Origin of the sequence: Acinetobacter sp. YH16040_T, assembly GCF_024605785.1 — a bacterium.
Lineage (GTDB): Bacteria > Pseudomonadota > Gammaproteobacteria > Pseudomonadales > Moraxellaceae > Acinetobacter > Acinetobacter amyesii.
Window position 1 is genome coordinate 380,404 of the sequence record NZ_CP094541.1, and the last position, 16,043, is coordinate 396,446.

The window sequence follows — 16,043 nt, forward strand, 5'->3', positions numbered from 1 at the left end:
ACAATTTTTCTATCGTGTCTTTGATATTGTGGGCTAGTATAGTTTTAAACCGAGTTCTAGCCAATTGGCTGAATCATATTATTTTTCCGTCACTAAGGTATTTATTAGGCGGATGAAGCAGCAATTGAACGAAAACCCGACGAAAAAATTCATTAATAGGGATGATAGAAATTTAATGAACATTGCACAATACTTAAAAGATGGACAGTCCGGTCACAAAAGGTCAATCCCCCCATTAGATCAATGGCATCCAAAGCATTGTGGTGCAATGGATTTGAAGGTTTTAGCCAATGGAGAATGGTGGCACGATGGTCAATTGATCAAGCGACAAGCGCTCATAGATCTGTTCTCAACCGTGCTTTGGAAAGAAGATGGGAAATTCTATTTAAAAACCCCTGTGGAACAAATTGAAATACAGGTGGAAGATGAGCCTTTATTTGTCAATCAGGTGGATCACGTTGAGATTGACGCTAAAAACTATATTCAATTCACCACAACCACCCAAGACCTGATTATTGTTGATCAGGAACATCCGATTTTTATGCGTGAATATCAGGGTGAACTACGTCCTTATGTGCATGTTCGTTTTGGTATAAATGCCTTAATTCAACGTGCAGCTTTTTTTCATTTAGTCGAGATGGGTGAGCTGCTTGAAAATGAGCAAGGGGAGTCCATTTTAGTGTTACAAAGTGGCGATTTGCACTTGCAATTAGGCACCTGAGGTTTAAGCTTTCCACCTTGTCATTCTGAACAATATATAAGTGACCCTATGACCGCCATTCATCCCATTTACCCCTTAAATGTACCCATGCCAAAAGCGACTGCTGATGCGCCTATTGGGGTATTTGACTCAGGTATTGGTGGTTTATCTGTTGCATTGGAAATCGCACGTTATTTACCAAATGAGCGGATTGTTTATTTTGCGGATACGGCACATGTTCCATATGGCCCGCGTCAAGATCAGGACATCCGTGAATTGACTGCGCATGCGATCGAGTGGTTATACCGTCAGGGGTGTAAAGTCGCGGTGGTGGCATGCAATACGGCATCGGCATTTAGTTTAGATTATTTGCGTGAACATTATGGGGAGAACTTCCCCATTATTGGTTTAGTTCCTGCGTTAAAGCCTGCCGTTCTGCAAACAAAAAGTAAAACAGTGGCTGTTCTTGCAACACCTGCGACATTTCGTGGAAAGTTGATTAAAGATGTGATGCATCGTTTTGCTGAGCCGGCAGGGGTCAATGTTCTGACTGTTACCAGTTTGGAATTAGTACCCTTTGTAGAAGCAGGTGCGCAGATGAGTGAGGCTTGTCTTAACACATTAACTGAGGTTTTACAGCCAGTTGTAAATCAAGGTGCAGATTTTTTAGTGCTTGGATGTACACATTACCCCTTCCTAAAATCGGCAATTCAGTATATTTTTGGTCAGAAGCTGACATTAATTGACTCAGGTTTTGCAGTTGCACGACAAACAGCCCGAATTTTGATTAAAAATGAGTTATTATTTGATCAGAAAAGAGAAAATTGTTTGCGTATAGAGTGCTATGTCAGTGGCAATAATGCGGAAAATTTAAAACCGGTTGTGGCGCGCCTGATTCAAGATGATATTTCTTGGAACATTGCCAACATCGGACTTATAAGTTCAGAAGACTAAATCAGTCATTTTGGACAACGTTAAATGAAAAAATTAGTTTTTTATTGGGGTAGTCATGTCGCATTTTCCAGCTAAGATCAATTCGATGCTGAGTGCGTTATGCAGCGGGAGAGGATCACTAATGCTCGATAAGCGTTATCAAGTATTCATTTCCACATCTGGTAGCGAAATGCAGCCAGAACGGATCATTTTGGCTCAGACGCTTGTAGGAATGGGGTTTTTCTCATGGGGGCTAGAACAACGCACACCATTGAGCACTGCTTTTGCACGTCGTCAAATTGACGATTGTGACTATGTGATGATTTTATTGGGCAGTCAATACGGTGAGCAGTCTGTGTCTGGTGTGGGCTATATGCACCTTGAATACATCTATGCGGTGACCAAGCAAAAACCTGTCATTGTGTTTATGCATGATGATCCAAATTCACGTGATCTTTCTTTGCATGATGAAAAGCCTGAGCTACGTGAAAAATTCAAAGACTTTCGTAAGCTATTGCAAAATGAAGTGGATCAAGTCTTTAGCTATCGAACCTTGCGTGATTTAGAAATGGCAGTGCGATTGAACATGCCGCAAATGCTAGAGCGCTATCCTGTTTCAGGTTGGGTTCGTCCGCAAAATACCCAAGCTTTGCATGATGAAATTGATCGCTTAAAAGCCCAGTTAGTTCAACTCGAAACAGAATCAGGAAAACGAGAAGTCGACCCATTCCTGAGCTTACCGAAAGTGTCTATGCATGAAGTGTTCTCTTTTGAATATCGCATGCATGCCTATCAAGACGGCAATTTTAAAGAGCTGAAAGTTCAGAAAAAAATGACGTGGGCACAGTTGCTTTCGATTTTAGGTTCAACTTTTGTCAATCCGACCCCAGAAGAGTTTTTCTCTAAACGCATGAATGAATTTCTAAACGAAACAGGTTTGGAAGATGCCCGCGTTGAAATGCCTCGTGCGCATGCGGTTGCTCGTGCTCAGGTGAATATTCGGGCTTTGCATAGTATCAAGAGTCAAATGCGTCAAAATGATTGGATCATTCCAAATGGACGTGATGACCGTCAACGCATGTTGTGGCAAGTGACCTCGAAAGGTCAAAAACTACTGGAAAGTAATTTGTTGGATAATGATCGGGTTTTCCAATTTAAAACTGTATATTAATCTGTTTTATAAAATAGATAAAAAGCTGCTACATTAGCGTCATTCAAATTGATGGAAAAAGTGTAATGTTGTCTGCCGAAAAAGCTAAAGTCACCATTATTCTGGCGAACTTAGGCACGCCTGATGCGCCAACTGTGCCCGCAGTGCGTCGTTTTCTGCAACAGTTTTTGTCAGATCAGCGGGTGATTGAAATTCCAAAACCGATTTGGCAATTGATTTTGCGTTTGTTCATTTTGCCATTTCGACCAAAGCGTGTGGCGCATGCCTATGAAATGGTTTGGGGCAATGATTCGCCTATGCGTGAAATATTGTTGGCGCAAGTTGACGCTGTAAAAGCACATTTAACTCAAGCGTATCCAGAATTTGAACTGAAGGTGGTTCCTGCCATGACCTATGGCAATCCAGGCATTCAAGCAGCTTTAGATCAATTGGCACAGCAGCCACAAGACCACATCGTCCTGTTTCCACTATTCCCACAATATTCAGCAACATCGACTGCACCGCTATATGATGCGATCGCACAATGGATTCCGCAGCAACGCAATTTGCCGGGCTTGAGTATTATTCGTGATTACTATCAGCACCCGCTATTTATTCAAGCTTTAGCGCAAAGTGTGCGTGATTATCAAGCGGAGCATGGGGTCGCGGATAAGTTATTGATGTCTTTTCATGGCATTCCACAGCCTTATGCAGACAAGGGTGATCCCTATGCTGACCGTTGCCGTGTAACAGGACATTTAGTCGCGCAAGCGCTTGGTTTAACTGAAGATCAATATGAAATCAGTTTCCAATCTCGCTTTGGTAAGCAAGAATGGGTGAAACCTTATACTGATGCCACTTTGGACGCATGGGGCAAACAAGGCGTGAAATCGGTACAGGTTATGAGCCCTGCATTTTCAGCGGATTGTTTGGAAACGCTAGAAGAGTTGGCGCTGCAAAATGCTGAAATTTTCCAAGCTGCAGGCGGTGGTGAATATGGTTATATTCCTGCATTAAACGCGCGGGATGATCATGTCGCATTGCTCAATTTATTACTTCAAGCTAATCTTGATGCCTTAAAGCAAACATTAGCCCATTCATCGCCTTGAGGTTTTCGCCCTATGTTGCAAGTTAAAATCGTGCCCGTTACGGCATTTCAACAAAACTGTTCCATTGTTTGGGACTCTGAGTCGAAAGAAGCGGTCTTGATTGATGCAGGGGGAGAGCCTGAAAAATTAAAAGCCGAAGTTGAAGCGCTCGGTTTAACGGTCAAAGCCTTGTGGTTAACGCATGGCCATTTAGACCATGCAGGTGCGGTTGGGGCATTAACCCAAGCTTGGAATGTTCCAGTGATTGGCCCGCATAAAGAAGATGCGTTTTGGTTGGACATGATTCAGGAGGTTTCTGCGAAATACGGTTTCCCGATCCCTGAAAATGTCCATGTGACCCAATGGTTGGAAGGCGGCGAAACCTTGAAGCTGGGTGCAGAAGAGTTTGAAGTTCGTTTTGCACCGGGGCATACACCAGGTCATGTCATGTTCTATAACGCAAAATATGCCGTGCTTTGGACGGGGGATGTGTTATTTAAAGGCTCGATAGGCCGGACAGATTTTCCACGCGGTAACCATCAACAATTACTCGACTCCATTCAGCGTGAATGTTTTAGCTTGCCGGATGACACGCAGTTTATTTCAGGGCATGGTCCAATGAGTACCATTGGTTATGAAAAACAACATAATCCTTTCGTTGCTGGTAAAGCGGGTTAAGCAACTAGATTGAGAAACTTAAATTAACAAAACAGGAATCCAAACGGATTCCTGTTTTATTTACCTAAATAATAGGGTTATGCACTTGAGTCCTTAGAATTGGTCTTCTTCACGGCCACCATCGGCCTGAGGTGCATCTTGTGTCGGCAGACGATATTCATCATTGGCCCATGCACCGAGATCAATCAATTTACAACGATCTGAGCAAAACGGGCGATATTCATTATTTTCCCAAGTCGTCAATGCGCCGCAGCGTGGACAATTCATGGTGGTGGGCATGCTTAACTCCAGCAAAAACGGATGATTCAATTAGGCAAATACAGTCGCAGTTGTTAGACTTATGCCGTTCTGTTTAGTTTGATCTGTTTATGCCTATTCGTCAATTTCAAGCGCAGCGTATGCGAGCTCCCCGTGATTTTCAGCCGATTGATTCCACGCCGATTTGTGTGGAAATTGGGGCTGGTAAAGGTAAACATGCATTATTGTTTTCAGCCAATCACCCTGAATTTCAATTGATTGCTGTTGAGCGGACACGTGAAAAATTTGTGGCAATGCAAAAGCAGCATCAACTTGAAGGGCAAAGCAATTTAGCTCCAATTCATGCTGATGCATTGCCTTGGGTAGTACATGCCTTACATCCTGCGCAAGTACAGCAATTCTTTATTTTGTATCCAAACCCTGAACCGCATAATCCTGCACAGCGCTGGTTAAATATGCCGTTTTTTGAATTTTTATTGTCGCGTTTGCAGCCGGGTGGTCAGATTACCTTGGCCAGTAATATTCCTGAATATATTGAGGAAGCGCAGCAGCAGTTAATCGATGTTTGGAAGCTACCTTTTGTCAAAGAACGCATTGCAGAGACTTCAGCACGTACACACTTTGAGATTAAATATCTAGAACGTGGTGAGTTGTGCCAACAATTATTGGTGACTAAACCCGCTGGCTATACCACACGTTTTGATGATTTTCAGCCGCTACAAGGCAAGCAACCCACCGAAGCATCTGCGGAATAATTGGGCATGACTCAGCGTATTGCAATCATTGGGGCAGGTCCTGCGGGATTGATGGCGGCGGAAGTGCTTAGCCAATTTGACTATGACATTCATGTTTATGAGCAAAAACCATCGGCAGCCCGTAAATTTTTAATGGCTGGCAAGACGGGGCTGAATATTTCGCATGCAGAACCCGTTGAACAATTTGTGCAGCGCTATGATCAAGTGGAATGGCTGAGCCCATGGGTTAAGCAGTGGGATGCAGCATGGATTCAACAGTGGATGATGGGGCTGGGCATTGAAACCTATATTGGTTCATCTGGTCGGGTCTTTCCTATTGAAATGAAAGCTGCGCCTTTGCTGCGAGCCTGGTTAAAACGTCTTAGTCTAGACGGGGTGCAGTTTCATTATCGACATCAAGTTTTGGACTTACAGTCCAATCAGCTAACGATTCAAAACCTTGTTGATGAATCAAGTCAAGTGCTTGGCTTTGATGCGATTATTATGGCATGTGGCGCAGTGTCTTGGTCACGTTTAGGCAGTGATGGCGCATGGCAAAAATGGCTGCAGCCTGAGAGCATTGAAACTTTTCAAGCCAGTAATGCTGGCGTGGAACGCGCTTGGTCGAAGTTTATGCAGCCTGTGTTTGGACAGCCCTTAAAGCGAGTCAATGCATGGGTCGATCAAGCCGAGCCGACTCAAGGCGATATCATCATTTCACACTATGGGCTGGAAAGTGGATTGATCTACAAACAAGGTCGAGCACTGCGTCAACAGGTGAAATCTGCTCAGCCCATGCAGCTGACTTTGGACCTATTGCCAGATCAATCTGTTGAGCAATTGGCAAAGAAACTACAGCCTTCGAAGAAGCAGTCTTTAACCAATGTTTGGCGTAAAGCCGGTTTAGATGCGGCGAAAGCTGCGCTGGTCCGTGAACTGGTGGATAAATCTTTTTGGCATGAGCCGGCCTTACTAGCAGCGAAAATTAAACATTTAGATATTCAACTTGACGGATTTCGCCCGATAGATGAGGCGATTAGCTGCGCGGGCGGTGTGAAGCGTTCAGTCCTAAATAATGGCTTACAATTGAAGAGCAATCCTTTTGTATTTGTCTGCGGGGAAATGTTGGATTGGGATGCACCTACTGGGGGCTATTTGCTGACAGCATGCCTTGCAACCGGTCGAGCAGCGGGTGAAGGGGTTCAAAACTATCTGGTTTCTTTGCAGAGCTAAGCGCTTCAAATTGTCACAATCTTGCTGAGGAGTTGTGATATTTTGAGATGAAATTCTTCTAAGAAAGACCACTATGCGCTTACAAGAACAATATACTGGAAGCTGCTTGTGTGGAGCGGTTTGTTATGAGATCAATGGTCCGATTGGTGAGATCGTGCAATGTCATTGTTCTCGGTGTAGAAAAGCCAATGGTACGGCATTTGCGACCAATGCTCCAATAGCCAAAGCAGATTTCAAAATTGTGTCGGGTGAACAGGTATTGAAAAAGTTTAAATCTTCACCAACCACACAGCGTTGTTTTTGTGGGGAATGTGGTTCACCAATTATGAGTATTAAAGCCGATACTCCGGATTACTATCGCTTACGTATAGGCACTTTAGACACGCCTCTGACACAGAAACCGACCTGTCATATCTTTGTCGCATCCAAAGCTGAATGGGATGATATCGCAGGCGATTTACCACAATATGCTGAACGACCATAGCGCAAATTAAGATTGAGCAATCACTTCAAGGGCATGGATGTGCCCTTGAAGTTGAGTTTATGTTGTGTCTTTTAGCTCGTGTCACCTTCTCATTCATCCACGTTGAATTTCGGTAAATAGATTGCAACAGGGTGGATGATTAGGGTTGTCGAGTTTTTTGTAGTTCAGGATATTGTTCCTGCCAATGACCTAATTGTTCTTGTGCATGAATAAACTGACCGAGACCTTTGACACTATCACTAGGATTTTTTAACTCACCATCGGCTGCTTGATTTTTCTCACGATAAATTTGTGATTGATTGTCCCAGTACTGATACATCAAGCCTTGAATATAACGGCCTTGCTCAGTTTTCATTTCGAGTTCTTTGAGCATATTCAGTGCTGACTGGATGTTGTCACGCTTACGCTGTGTAGCAAATTCATCAGTGAGTTTGCCTTCCTCACGCAGTTTCATCAGCTCATCTTCCATCTCATCGCTAATTTGACTAAAGCTCTCATCATATTGCGTCAGTAGCGTTAGGTCGTGTAGATCATCTGGGGTCTTGGCAAAGTTTTTAATAGGATCACTATTCAGCTCTTTCATGATTTGATCGTCGGAACTGATTTCACTATTTTGTTCCACCGTTTTTGATGATTTTTCACATGCAGTGAGTCCTAAGACTGTACCCATGAGGAAGATGACACTGAGTTTTTTTAAAGAGATTGGCAAGAGCATAATCGTGTCCTAATGTGTTTTTCTAAAGATATAGACATGCGTGATATAGGGGAAATCAATGAAATCCTGTGCCGTCTTTTGAGTTGATTCAGCCACGATATTTTCAAATTGTTGTTTCAGTTTTTGTTGTTCATCCGTGCTTAACGCTGCAATAAAACTGGTGGACAATAATCGTTTGGAAACCACGTGTTCCACTGTACCATGATGCAATTGTTGAAAGGTGGTTTCGGCAATTAATTTAAATGTTTGCTGCTGCTCAAACACTTTTTGCCATTGCCCACTATGATAACGTGGTGTGTCACCTTCGAGTTCACTCAAGACATCAGCGAGTTGTTTGACCCAATTGACTTGGATATCACGTTGGTTCCAAATCAAAACAAGATCCCCATTGGGAACTAAGATACGACTGATTTCATTGAGGGTTTCAGGGGTGGCAAACCAATGAAAAGATTGAGCACAAAATACCGCTGCCACAGAATGATCATGCAATGGAATCTGATCACTTTGGGCGGCTAAAGTTGCAATATGCGGATGTTTTTTCTGCAATTGTTGCAGCATTTCATGCACAGGTTCGATCGCGGTGATATTTTCACTGAGTGGGCGAATATACTCGAGAAATTTGCCTGTACCTGCGCCTAAGTCCGCCAGATGGGATTGAGGGGCTAAAGCTAAATGTTGTTGTAGCCACGCACTGATTTCAATCGGGTAGTCAGGACGGGCTTGTTGATAGAGTTCAGCTGCAGAGCTAAAGCCTTGTTGTGCGGCAGGATGTATTGAATGTGTCATATTCTGCACTTTTTAATCTGTATGGCCTCTATAAAATAGCATATTCGGAACAAGATAAACTTTGAATGCAACAAGGAAGGAAAAGCGTGACGCAACAAGGACTGGAGCAAAGTACAATGGAAAAGCACATCATTTTTGAAGATGATCAAATTCGTGTCATTTTTCAGCCTGGCAGTTCTCGTGAGCTTATTTTCTCCTTCGGTGATTTGATTACCCGCGCCAAGGGCTTGAGCATCAATGCCGAGAAGTCTTTGCAAAAATATGGTTTTAATGTGATCGGTGTGATGCCGAAACAAAAATCGTGGTTTCCAGCATCGTCAATGCAACCGATGTATCAAGCCATCAAGCCGATCCTAGAGCAATTTGAGATGCGTATTGCCTATGGTGGTTCCATGGGCGGCTATGCTGCCATTAAGTATGCCAATTTATTTGGTTTTCAGCGCGTGGTCAGTATGGTGCCGCAGTACTCCATAGACCCAGAAGACATTGTCGATACACGCTATGGCATGTTCTTTCAGCCCAATCTGCATGCCAATATGCGGGTACTTGCTGAAGACGTATCGACTACACGTGAATATATCGTAGTGTATGATCCTTATTGCCCAGAAGATCGCGCTCACTTTGAAAAACTACAGGCTTTAATTCCGCATGTGCATGTGTTGCATCTGCCGTTTACAGGGCATGATGCCATTGCAGTGTTGGCGAGTTCTGAACTGTTAAATGATTTCTTGAGACATCCTTTTGATGCGCCGTATTTTTATCAAAAAATGCGTCGGGTTAAGAAGAACAGCAAATTTTATTATCGAAAAGTCATCGAAAATTTACTGACACGCCATCGTGATGCCTTGGGTGAAATTTTAAAAAGCAATTCGTTTCAGCTTGACCCTCAATTTTTTGATGCCAAACAAAAGCAGACCTTATTACGAGTATTGTTTAATAACAAACAAGTCAGTGAGCAAGATCTGCAAAAGTTGGGGATCACAACTTTTGTGCCACAGGAAAATCGTAGCTTGTTACTCGACCAGTTTGATCATGGTTTAGTGTTTAACGTGATTAGCCAAAAAATTGAAAGCTATGCAGCCGGTGTGATTGCGCTGAACCATAAGTTTTTGATTCCTTTGCAGCCGAAGGGCACAGGTCTAGTTTACGTCCAAGTCCAAGATGAGCGTTACATGGTGGTGATGAATGACCGTCAGGTAATGAAATTGGTCTTAGCTCAAGATGAACTGGCGGCAGGTATGCATCCGATTTTAATGCAGAAATATGTGGGCTATTACACACTGAACTATAAAGAACTGCGTTTGAGTAGCGATGAATTTGGTCAAGTCTTCTTTGTGGAAAATGCCGATGCATCTTGTCAGTTCGTGGTGCAACCCGAACAGATTTAAGCTCGACATTTAGTTGAAAATCCAAAGCTTGCTAATTTGTAGGAAGAGATTATGATGAGAGAAAGGCAGTATAAAAAACAATCATACTGCCCAAAACATCATAAGGAATATGAGGGGTATCAGTATGCATTCAACACAGATGCTTGCTGTATTATTCATCTTAGTGCTGACCATGGGTTCAGCCTATGCACAGGGGGTTAGTTCAAGTATACTGATTTTTAGCAGCAGTATGTTGTTACTTACGATACTGACCATTTATGTCATACTCAAAATTCGAAATTCACTGCAACATCATCTCGATAAACCCGCGAAATAGCGGGTTTTTTTATATGCTGTTCGATTGCACTTTGGTGCATCACAGGTTTTAATCATTCACAATCGAATCTTTATAATCGGCCAGAAGGGAAGCAGCCATGAAAGCGGTATTTCTAGATTATCAGTCTCTAGATAAACAGGACTTAGATTTTAGCGGACTAGAAGCACAGTTTGATGAATTGACACTCTATCCCGCAACAACGGCTGCAGAGGTTACTCAGCGCATACAAGAGGCTGATGTGATTATCAGCAATAAAGTACACATCAATGCTGAGCACATGCAGCTCAATCCGCAATTAAAACTGATCTTGATTTCTGCTACTGGCACCAATAACGTTGACCTTGTACACGCACAGCAACAAGGCATCGTGGTGTGTAATTGCCAAGCTTATGGCACCGCTGCGGTCGCACAGCATACCTTGATGTTAATGTTGAACTTGGCGACATCATTTCGACAGTATGATCGGGCGGTTCAACAGGGAAATTGGCAAAAAGCGGATCAGTTCTGCTTACTGGATTTTCCAATTATTGAGTTGGCTGGTAAGACTTTGGGGATTGTCGGCTATGGCGAATTGGGGCAAGCCGTGGCACATTTGGCTAAAGCGTTTGGCATGAAAATTATGATTGGTGCGCTACCGAATCGCCCCATGGCGGCTGAGCGAGTGGTATTTTCTGAGATGCTAGCGCAGGTCGATTTTCTGAGTTTGCATTGTCCTTTAACCGAGGAAACTCGTGATTTACTCAATCATGAAAGCTTGGCTCAAATGAAAGCATCGGCCTTTGTGATCAATTGTGCACGAGGTGGTGTTGTCAATGAATCGGCATTAGCCGAGGCATTAAAATTAGGGAGGATCGCAGGCGCAGCAACCGATGTCTTGACGGTTGAGCCACCAAAGCAGGGCAATGTGTTGCTCGACCCAAGTATTCCAAATTTAATCATTACCCCACATAGTGCATGGGGAAGCGTCGATGCGCGACAACGCATTGTGCAGCAATTGGTGGAAAATGTAGAGGCCTTTAAAGCGGGGATGGTTATTCGACAGGTCAATTAAAATCGAGTTTAAGGAATATTATTTTTGAACAAAGCTCCGTATAAATAGGAATGTCTATGCAGGTCGATCTTGCCAATAAAAAAAGTTTAAGATTATTTTGCATGCTGATTCTCTTTACCGCATGCATCACTTGGGCATGGTACAGTTATGTACTAAATATCAGTGAAAATTATTTATTCCAGAATCCTGATTTTGAAGTTCATAAATTCATGCCGACCTTACAAGTTGTGCTGGTTTCGGTATTTTTTATTGCGCATTTCGTCTTAGCGCTTATTGATTTTTTGAATCTCTATTGGTATTGGGGGCTATGGCTTGTTGTAGTGCCTATTATTGTGGGACAGGTCTATTTTTCTGTCTTTGGAGAGGTTGCTCATATTGATCATTTATCAGTCTGGGTTGACTATCCATTTTGCCTGTTGATGCTTATTCAAATTTGTACAGCATCGTTTGTACGTAGGCGATATCTCAAGCCTACTGCTTAATGCATTAATGCTTAATTTAATAGTTAAATTTCAGCATTTTTTCAAAAATTTAGCATTGAAGTGATGTTTGATCCGCTCAAATTCAAGTTCAGTCTTGATACTGTTTGGCATCATGATTCGTAAATAACTTTTTTCGAGTTTAAAAGGATCTTTGGTATTGGGTACAGGATTAAAGCCACCATTTGGGTAGATCAAATTTGTCTCATAGGCACGTAAAATCTGATCATTGTGAAAATAGAAACTTGTTAGGGATTGATTGGATTCACCAAAAACATAGAGGTTTATTTTGCATTGATCATCGAGTTGATACAGTGTCGCTTCATTGCCTTCAGTCGATTTGTATTCTTCGTCATCTAGCATCTCTAAGGTTTGTAATAATTTACCTTCGGCATCATGGTTATATTGGTGAGAATTGTACAATTGGGGAAAAATGGCCTGCAACTGTGGATAACTTTTTAACAATTGTGGAAAACGTTGTAAGCCAAGCACAGAGCCAACACAGAGCAGAATACCAAGCAAGATACCAAATAAAATTCGCATTTTTTTCTCATTAATTCATTGTTTTTATAGGCATAGGCCAAAGACCAAAAGCATTCAATTTTGGTTTTAAAAAAGCCCAACCAAAGTTGAGCTTTTAAATGTGCTGTTAAATTATAAATCAGTCACTGGATACGTCGTAGACGTCGAACTCGATGGATAGCTACTTTGTGGATATTGATTACTATTTTGCCCCGCATTGTTGCTTGGAGCCGTATTGATTGTATTGCCTGAAGACGGTTCACTCAACGACTGTTGGCTAATGGGCGCAGGTTGGCTGGTTTTGCCTGTGATATTTTCACGGGTTTGCTTCAATTTTTCATTGACGTTTTGAGTGGCTTGCTGTGCGCCCTGATCAACCTGTTGTACTGTATTTTGAGTAGCAGTTTTCGTATTGTCCCAAGCTTGGTCAACCGAAGGCTTAATTTTAGAAATTCCACGTTCAGTCATTTCGCCAATATTTTTAGCAGCACCGACCACGCCTTCTTGGGCTTTATAGGCCCACACATGCAATAAATTTGGATTATCGCCATAAGGGCTCACAGGTTTTTTCGCTTGTTGCTCAGTACTTTGCGCTGCTGTGTTTTCTTGTGCCCAAAGCATGGGTGTCGTGAATATTAAGCTTAGGCATAACGTTGCTTTTAATGAAATTTTCACAGCTTCACCTCTGAATTTTATAGATTTTCTATCTGATGAACGGTTTTAACGCATTATAGGAAAAATTGCAGCGAAAAAAACCTGCCGTAGCAAAATCAATACAGCAAATGACAGCTTTGTACACGTTTGTATTTTGCCTAGGGTAAAAAAAAGGCCCACTGAAGGGTGAGCCTACTCTCTGGAGGAGAGGGTATGAAAGCCAGTTTATTTATTTGTGAGCACCTAAGCTGGCTTCATGTGAGCTATGGACTTCAGCTTGTGCGACAGGCGTTTGCAACTGTACATTGCTACTGCCACTCACATTAGCTTCTTGACCTTTTTGGAAATTCGCTTTGGTTTGTTGCCATTTTTCACTGGCAAATTGGCGACCTTCCTGAGCTTTTTCACCTAAATAACTCTTGGTTTGATTAACTTTGTTGTCGACATTGCTTTTACGTTCATCGAGTTTTGCTTTGTCTTTTGCAGCTTTTTCATCGAGCTGTGCTTTGCGCTCATCAAGCTTAGCTTTATTTTGCTCAGCCTTGGCATCGATCTTGGCTTTCGCTGCATCTGACTTTTCATCTTTAGACTGTTTTAGGTCAGCCCATTTATTTTTTGCATCTTGCTTTTTGTCAGCACTGAATTCTTTGGTGTCTTGCCACTTTTCTTGGGTGAATGTTTTGGTCTTATCGACGCCTTTTTCAATTTTGTCACCGGCTGTATGCGCAGACTGATTAATGTCTTGTTTTAGATTTTGCAGTACAGACGGTTGCTGTGTTTCAACTTTCGCATTGGCTTCTACTGCGGTGTTCGCAAATAGTGGGGTGCTTGCGAATAATGCTGCGGTGATCAGTGTTGTTTTAAATAAAGGTTTCATCTTTGCAATTGTCCTCTTTTATTGAACGCTGCTGTTGCACTCAGTATTTGCGCTTTTGGAGCAGAGGACATCTTAAGAGTAAAAAAAAGCAAAAAGTGGTTTTGTGCGATAAGTCACACAATGCAATAACAGCTCAGATACGCGGAAGTTTGAAGTGTGGAAACATGGTTAAGTTAATGCATTATTGTAATTTTATGAAAATACAGTGGCTTATATGTGTTTTGAGCGTTGCTGTGGTGTGGTTCTAGTTACGATTTTCATGATTAAAAATTATGGGTTTGAACTGATTATGATTCAAGATTAAACGAAAAATGAAACCATACCTCCATTTTGGAGATATGGTTTTTATTATTTATTCACATTGTGTAAGCGCATCTTTTGCAAAATGACCGCGTAATGCAAGGAAGTTTTTCTGTACATCCGCCGCATTTAAATCAAAATTGTGCGCTGAACTTGTACCATCTTTGGCAAAGGTTGCTGTACCACCTGAAATGAGGGTTAAGCCTTTAAATGACCATTGTTCAACAGATTTTGCTTCTTCTAAATTGCCTGTAAATTCAATCACGCATTTATCTACAAATTTAGTCAGTTTTGCTTTGTTATCCGTGGTATCTGGGTAGACATCAATGTTTTGAACTTCTTGTAATACACCTGTTTCAAGTTGTGGAATCGTTGGTGCAGATGTACATGCAGAAAGTGTTAGACCCGCAAGACCAGTCAAAAGGAATGCTTTCAATTTCATAAGTTTCATTCTTGTTGAGTGTTGTTGTCTTTGAGTATAGGGAATTGGTGAATTATTGGCTATAGATTTAAGTCTTAAGCCTAAATTCAACTTCATTTACTTAATATTTAACGTTTATAGGCCGCACTTCCTGGACCAACGGCATTGATGCTGACTTGGCGTGATGGATGGGTGCTTTTTTGATAATACACTTTCGAATTTGGCCCATAAATATTGATTTTATTGACTGATTCTACATAGACTGTTGTATTTGGACCAGCAACCGTAATCATCGGGCAACTGCCTTTTAGAGTAATACGGCTATCTGGAGCAGGAATATTCACTGAGCGCCCCGCGCAATTATAACTTGCAACGGTATCGGGTGAAGAAATGATGATTTGGGAATGAGTCATTTCCGTTCCAGCATTTGCAGAAGAAATAGATAGGATCAATAATCCAAAGCTAAGTAATTTTTTATTCATCATCGGTATTTCATTTTATTTAGGTTGAGTTATTTTTAGCATGCTGAGATTTATTTGCTCAAGTCTTATTCATCTTTATTTAAAACGAGATATTGAGTGCAATGCCAGATCTTTTTCACATTGATGTATTAAGAAGTGATTTCGCTTGGTAATTTATCTAATGTTTCAAACCGTCTCATTGGATTATCAGGACGTTATTCTAAATAACCCATGAAGCCTTAGCTGGTTTATTTAGCGATTAAAGTTTTGACAAAAAGAACAACAACACAAGGCCACCCAATACTCCACCGATAATGAGCCAATCTTTCTTACGCATATCAGCAACACGAATTATTGAAAAATACAGACTGCTAAAAAATAGAAAAACAAAGACAAATAGCACGAGGGGATTATTGAATATAAATTTAGTACTGCCAAATAAAACGAAAATGGTTGTGCTCGACAACCAATACACCAAACTTAAAACAAATTTTGAAAGCGTTAAGTAACGCACAGTGCGGTCTAATCTTGGCAAACTGACCGCAACGATGACGATTCCAATAAATCCACCCAAAACAGAAATAATCAAAAAGAATAAAGCCCCCATATCTGGCTTGGTTGGAATGTATGGATAAACCTTCCAAAGGTAAAAGCTGCATGCCATCAGTACTGCATGTAAAATAAAAAGATAGAGATCTGGGCGGTAAGGATGATTGACTGTAATACTTTTCATATATTCTTCTTATTAAAAAATCCCGCTATTTCTAACAGGATTCTACCTAGATTTCAAATGGCATAAAAAACCCGCTCTAAAG

General features: G+C 41.7%; 21 protein-coding genes. 12 read left to right on the forward strand and 9 right to left on the reverse strand.

The genetic code is table 11. From position 1 onward, the window contains the following. Window positions 1-112 precede the first annotated feature (112 nt). The 5 genes from MST16_RS01790 to MST16_RS01810 all read left to right on the forward strand — a co-directional run bounded on the left by MST16_RS01790 (window position 113) and on the right by MST16_RS01810 (window position 4,549). The gene (locus MST16_RS01790) at window positions 113-721 is read left to right on the forward strand and encodes a DUF1285 domain-containing protein (RefSeq protein WP_168377951.1); all 609 of its coding nucleotides are present in this window, start codon (window positions 113-115) and stop codon (window positions 719-721) included. Window positions 722-769: 48 nt separating this feature from the next. Beyond that, complete coding sequence (gene murI, locus MST16_RS01795; RefSeq protein ID WP_180010252.1) at window positions 770-1,654, forward strand: glutamate racemase; 885 nt, start codon at window positions 770-772, stop codon at window positions 1,652-1,654. A gap of 121 nt (window positions 1,655-1,775) precedes the next feature. After that, window positions 1,776-2,804 (forward strand): DUF4062 domain-containing protein, encoded by a 1,029-nt coding sequence (locus MST16_RS01800; protein ID WP_180010253.1) that lies wholly within the window; start codon window positions 1,776-1,778, stop codon window positions 2,802-2,804. 65 nt (window positions 2,805-2,869) lie between these two features. Further along, window positions 2,870-3,892 (forward strand): ferrochelatase, encoded by a 1,023-nt coding sequence (hemH, locus tag MST16_RS01805; protein WP_168377948.1) that lies wholly within the window; start codon window positions 2,870-2,872, stop codon window positions 3,890-3,892. Window positions 3,893-3,904: 12 nt separating this feature from the next. Beyond that, entirely contained in the window at window positions 3,905-4,549 is a 645-nt protein-coding gene (locus MST16_RS01810; RefSeq protein WP_078189772.1) for an MBL fold metallo-hydrolase, read from the forward strand. A gap of 93 nt (window positions 4,550-4,642) precedes the next feature. Here MST16_RS01810 and MST16_RS01815 read toward each other — a convergent pair whose 3' ends face one another. After that, window positions 4,643-4,828: a DNA gyrase inhibitor YacG gene (locus MST16_RS01815; protein ID WP_078189771.1), complete on the reverse strand. Its 186-nt coding sequence runs from the start codon at window positions 4,826-4,828 to the stop codon at window positions 4,643-4,645. 83 nt (window positions 4,829-4,911) lie between these two features. Between MST16_RS01815 and MST16_RS01820 the strand changes: the two genes are divergently transcribed. The 3 genes from MST16_RS01820 to MST16_RS01830 all read left to right on the forward strand — a co-directional run bounded on the left by MST16_RS01820 (window position 4,912) and on the right by MST16_RS01830 (window position 7,258). Beyond that, window positions 4,912-5,562 carry an SAM-dependent methyltransferase gene (locus MST16_RS01820; protein WP_180002966.1) on the forward strand — a complete coding sequence of 217 codons (651 nt, stop codon included), beginning with the start codon at window positions 4,912-4,914 and terminating at the stop codon, window positions 5,560-5,562. A 6-nt stretch (window positions 5,563-5,568) separates the two neighbouring features. Next, window positions 5,569-6,774 carry a TIGR03862 family flavoprotein gene (locus tag MST16_RS01825; RefSeq protein ID WP_180010254.1) on the forward strand — a complete coding sequence of 402 codons (1,206 nt, stop codon included), beginning with the start codon at window positions 5,569-5,571 and terminating at the stop codon, window positions 6,772-6,774. Between the two features lie 73 nt (window positions 6,775-6,847). Then, the gene (locus tag MST16_RS01830) at window positions 6,848-7,258 is read left to right on the forward strand and encodes a GFA family protein (RefSeq protein ID WP_180010255.1); all 411 of its coding nucleotides are present in this window, start codon (window positions 6,848-6,850) and stop codon (window positions 7,256-7,258) included. Between the two features lie 139 nt (window positions 7,259-7,397). Here MST16_RS01830 and MST16_RS01835 read toward each other — a convergent pair whose 3' ends face one another. Beyond that, the gene (locus tag MST16_RS01835) at window positions 7,398-7,973 is read right to left on the reverse strand and encodes a hypothetical protein (RefSeq protein WP_168377944.1); all 576 of its coding nucleotides are present in this window, start codon (window positions 7,971-7,973) and stop codon (window positions 7,398-7,400) included. Between the two features lie 9 nt (window positions 7,974-7,982). Beyond that, entirely contained in the window at window positions 7,983-8,759 is a 777-nt protein-coding gene (locus MST16_RS01840) for a class I SAM-dependent methyltransferase (protein WP_180010256.1), read from the reverse strand. 116 nt (window positions 8,760-8,875) lie between these two features. On the opposite strand from MST16_RS01840, the gene MST16_RS01845 reads away from it, so the two are divergent. The 4 genes from MST16_RS01845 to MST16_RS01860 all read left to right on the forward strand — a co-directional run bounded on the left by MST16_RS01845 (window position 8,876) and on the right by MST16_RS01860 (window position 11,996). Next, entirely contained in the window at window positions 8,876-10,147 is a 1,272-nt protein-coding gene (locus tag MST16_RS01845) for an alpha/beta fold hydrolase (RefSeq protein ID WP_180010277.1), read from the forward strand. Window positions 10,148-10,271: 124 nt separating this feature from the next. Then, a complete protein-coding gene (locus MST16_RS01850; RefSeq protein WP_078189765.1) occupies window positions 10,272-10,463 on the forward strand; it encodes a hypothetical protein in 192 nt (63 codons plus the stop codon). A 97-nt stretch (window positions 10,464-10,560) separates the two neighbouring features. Next, window positions 10,561-11,514, forward strand: coding sequence for a 2-hydroxyacid dehydrogenase (locus tag MST16_RS01855; protein ID WP_180010257.1), 954 nt, complete (start codon window positions 10,561-10,563; stop codon window positions 11,512-11,514). Window positions 11,515-11,615: 101 nt separating this feature from the next. Beyond that, window positions 11,616-11,996, forward strand: a complete 381-nt coding sequence (locus MST16_RS01860; RefSeq protein ID WP_180092072.1) for a hypothetical protein — start codon at window positions 11,616-11,618, stop codon at window positions 11,994-11,996. Between the two features lie 30 nt (window positions 11,997-12,026). Here MST16_RS01860 and MST16_RS01865 read toward each other — a convergent pair whose 3' ends face one another. From MST16_RS01865 to MST16_RS01890, 6 genes are all read right to left on the reverse strand, one after another. After that, window positions 12,027-12,536, reverse strand: a complete 510-nt coding sequence (locus tag MST16_RS01865; protein ID WP_180010259.1) for a hypothetical protein — start codon at window positions 12,534-12,536, stop codon at window positions 12,027-12,029. Window positions 12,537-12,647: 111 nt separating this feature from the next. Further along, the gene (locus MST16_RS01870; RefSeq protein ID WP_180010278.1) at window positions 12,648-13,136 is read right to left on the reverse strand and encodes a hypothetical protein; all 489 of its coding nucleotides are present in this window, start codon (window positions 13,134-13,136) and stop codon (window positions 12,648-12,650) included. Between the two features lie 262 nt (window positions 13,137-13,398). Continuing rightward, window positions 13,399-14,046, reverse strand: a complete 648-nt coding sequence (locus MST16_RS01875; protein WP_180007117.1) for a hypothetical protein — start codon at window positions 14,044-14,046, stop codon at window positions 13,399-13,401. A 352-nt stretch (window positions 14,047-14,398) separates the two neighbouring features. Continuing rightward, entirely contained in the window at window positions 14,399-14,788 is a 390-nt protein-coding gene (locus MST16_RS01880; protein WP_078189759.1) for a hypothetical protein, read from the reverse strand. Window positions 14,789-14,895: 107 nt separating this feature from the next. Then, complete coding sequence (locus tag MST16_RS01885; RefSeq protein ID WP_180002921.1) at window positions 14,896-15,252, reverse strand: DUF3060 domain-containing protein; 357 nt, start codon at window positions 15,250-15,252, stop codon at window positions 14,896-14,898. 235 nt (window positions 15,253-15,487) lie between these two features. After that, window positions 15,488-15,961: a hypothetical protein gene (locus MST16_RS01890; protein WP_180002923.1), complete on the reverse strand. Its 474-nt coding sequence runs from the start codon at window positions 15,959-15,961 to the stop codon at window positions 15,488-15,490. Window positions 15,962-16,043: the final 82 nt, after the last annotated feature.

Bases quoted from the DNA above. Each gene is read 5' to 3' on its own strand.
- MST16_RS01890 (WP_180002923.1), bottom strand. From the start codon at position 15,961: ATGAAAAGTATTACAGTCAATCATCCTTACCGCCCAGATCTCTATCTT.
- MST16_RS01860 (WP_180092072.1), top strand. From the start codon at position 11,616: ATGCTGATTCTCTTTACCGCATGCATCACTTGGGCATGGTACAGTTAT.
- murI (WP_180010252.1), top strand. From the start codon at position 770: ATGACCGCCATTCATCCCATTTACCCCTTAAATGTACCCATGCCAAAA.
- MST16_RS01815 (WP_078189771.1), bottom strand. From the start codon at position 4,828: ATGCCCACCACCATGAATTGTCCACGCTGCGGCGCATTGACGACTTGG.
- MST16_RS01840 (WP_180010256.1), bottom strand. From the start codon at position 8,759: ATGACACATTCAATACATCCTGCCGCACAACAAGGCTTTAGCTCTGCA.
- MST16_RS01875 (WP_180007117.1), bottom strand. From the start codon at position 14,046: ATGAAACCTTTATTTAAAACAACACTGATCACCGCAGCATTATTCGCA.
- hemH (WP_168377948.1), top strand. From the start codon at position 2,870: ATGTTGTCTGCCGAAAAAGCTAAAGTCACCATTATTCTGGCGAACTTA.
- MST16_RS01850 (WP_078189765.1), top strand. From the start codon at position 10,272: ATGCATTCAACACAGATGCTTGCTGTATTATTCATCTTAGTGCTGACC.
- MST16_RS01825 (WP_180010254.1), top strand. From the start codon at position 5,569: ATGACTCAGCGTATTGCAATCATTGGGGCAGGTCCTGCGGGATTGATG.
- MST16_RS01830 (WP_180010255.1), top strand. From the start codon at position 6,848: ATGCGCTTACAAGAACAATATACTGGAAGCTGCTTGTGTGGAGCGGTT.
- MST16_RS01800 (WP_180010253.1), top strand. From the start codon at position 1,776: ATGCTCGATAAGCGTTATCAAGTATTCATTTCCACATCTGGTAGCGAA.
- MST16_RS01855 (WP_180010257.1), top strand. From the start codon at position 10,561: ATGAAAGCGGTATTTCTAGATTATCAGTCTCTAGATAAACAGGACTTA.
- MST16_RS01790 (WP_168377951.1), top strand. From the start codon at position 113: ATGAAGCAGCAATTGAACGAAAACCCGACGAAAAAATTCATTAATAGG.
- MST16_RS01870 (WP_180010278.1), bottom strand. From the start codon at position 13,136: ATGCTTTGGGCACAAGAAAACACAGCAGCGCAAAGTACTGAGCAACAA.
- MST16_RS01835 (WP_168377944.1), bottom strand. From the start codon at position 7,973: ATGCTCTTGCCAATCTCTTTAAAAAAACTCAGTGTCATCTTCCTCATG.
- MST16_RS01810 (WP_078189772.1), top strand. From the start codon at position 3,905: ATGTTGCAAGTTAAAATCGTGCCCGTTACGGCATTTCAACAAAACTGT.
- MST16_RS01865 (WP_180010259.1), bottom strand. From the start codon at position 12,536: ATGCGAATTTTATTTGGTATCTTGCTTGGTATTCTGCTCTGTGTTGGC.
- MST16_RS01880 (WP_078189759.1), bottom strand. From the start codon at position 14,788: ATGAAATTGAAAGCATTCCTTTTGACTGGTCTTGCGGGTCTAACACTT.
- MST16_RS01885 (WP_180002921.1), bottom strand. From the start codon at position 15,252: ATGATGAATAAAAAATTACTTAGCTTTGGATTATTGATCCTATCTATT.
- MST16_RS01845 (WP_180010277.1), top strand. From the start codon at position 8,876: ATGGAAAAGCACATCATTTTTGAAGATGATCAAATTCGTGTCATTTTT.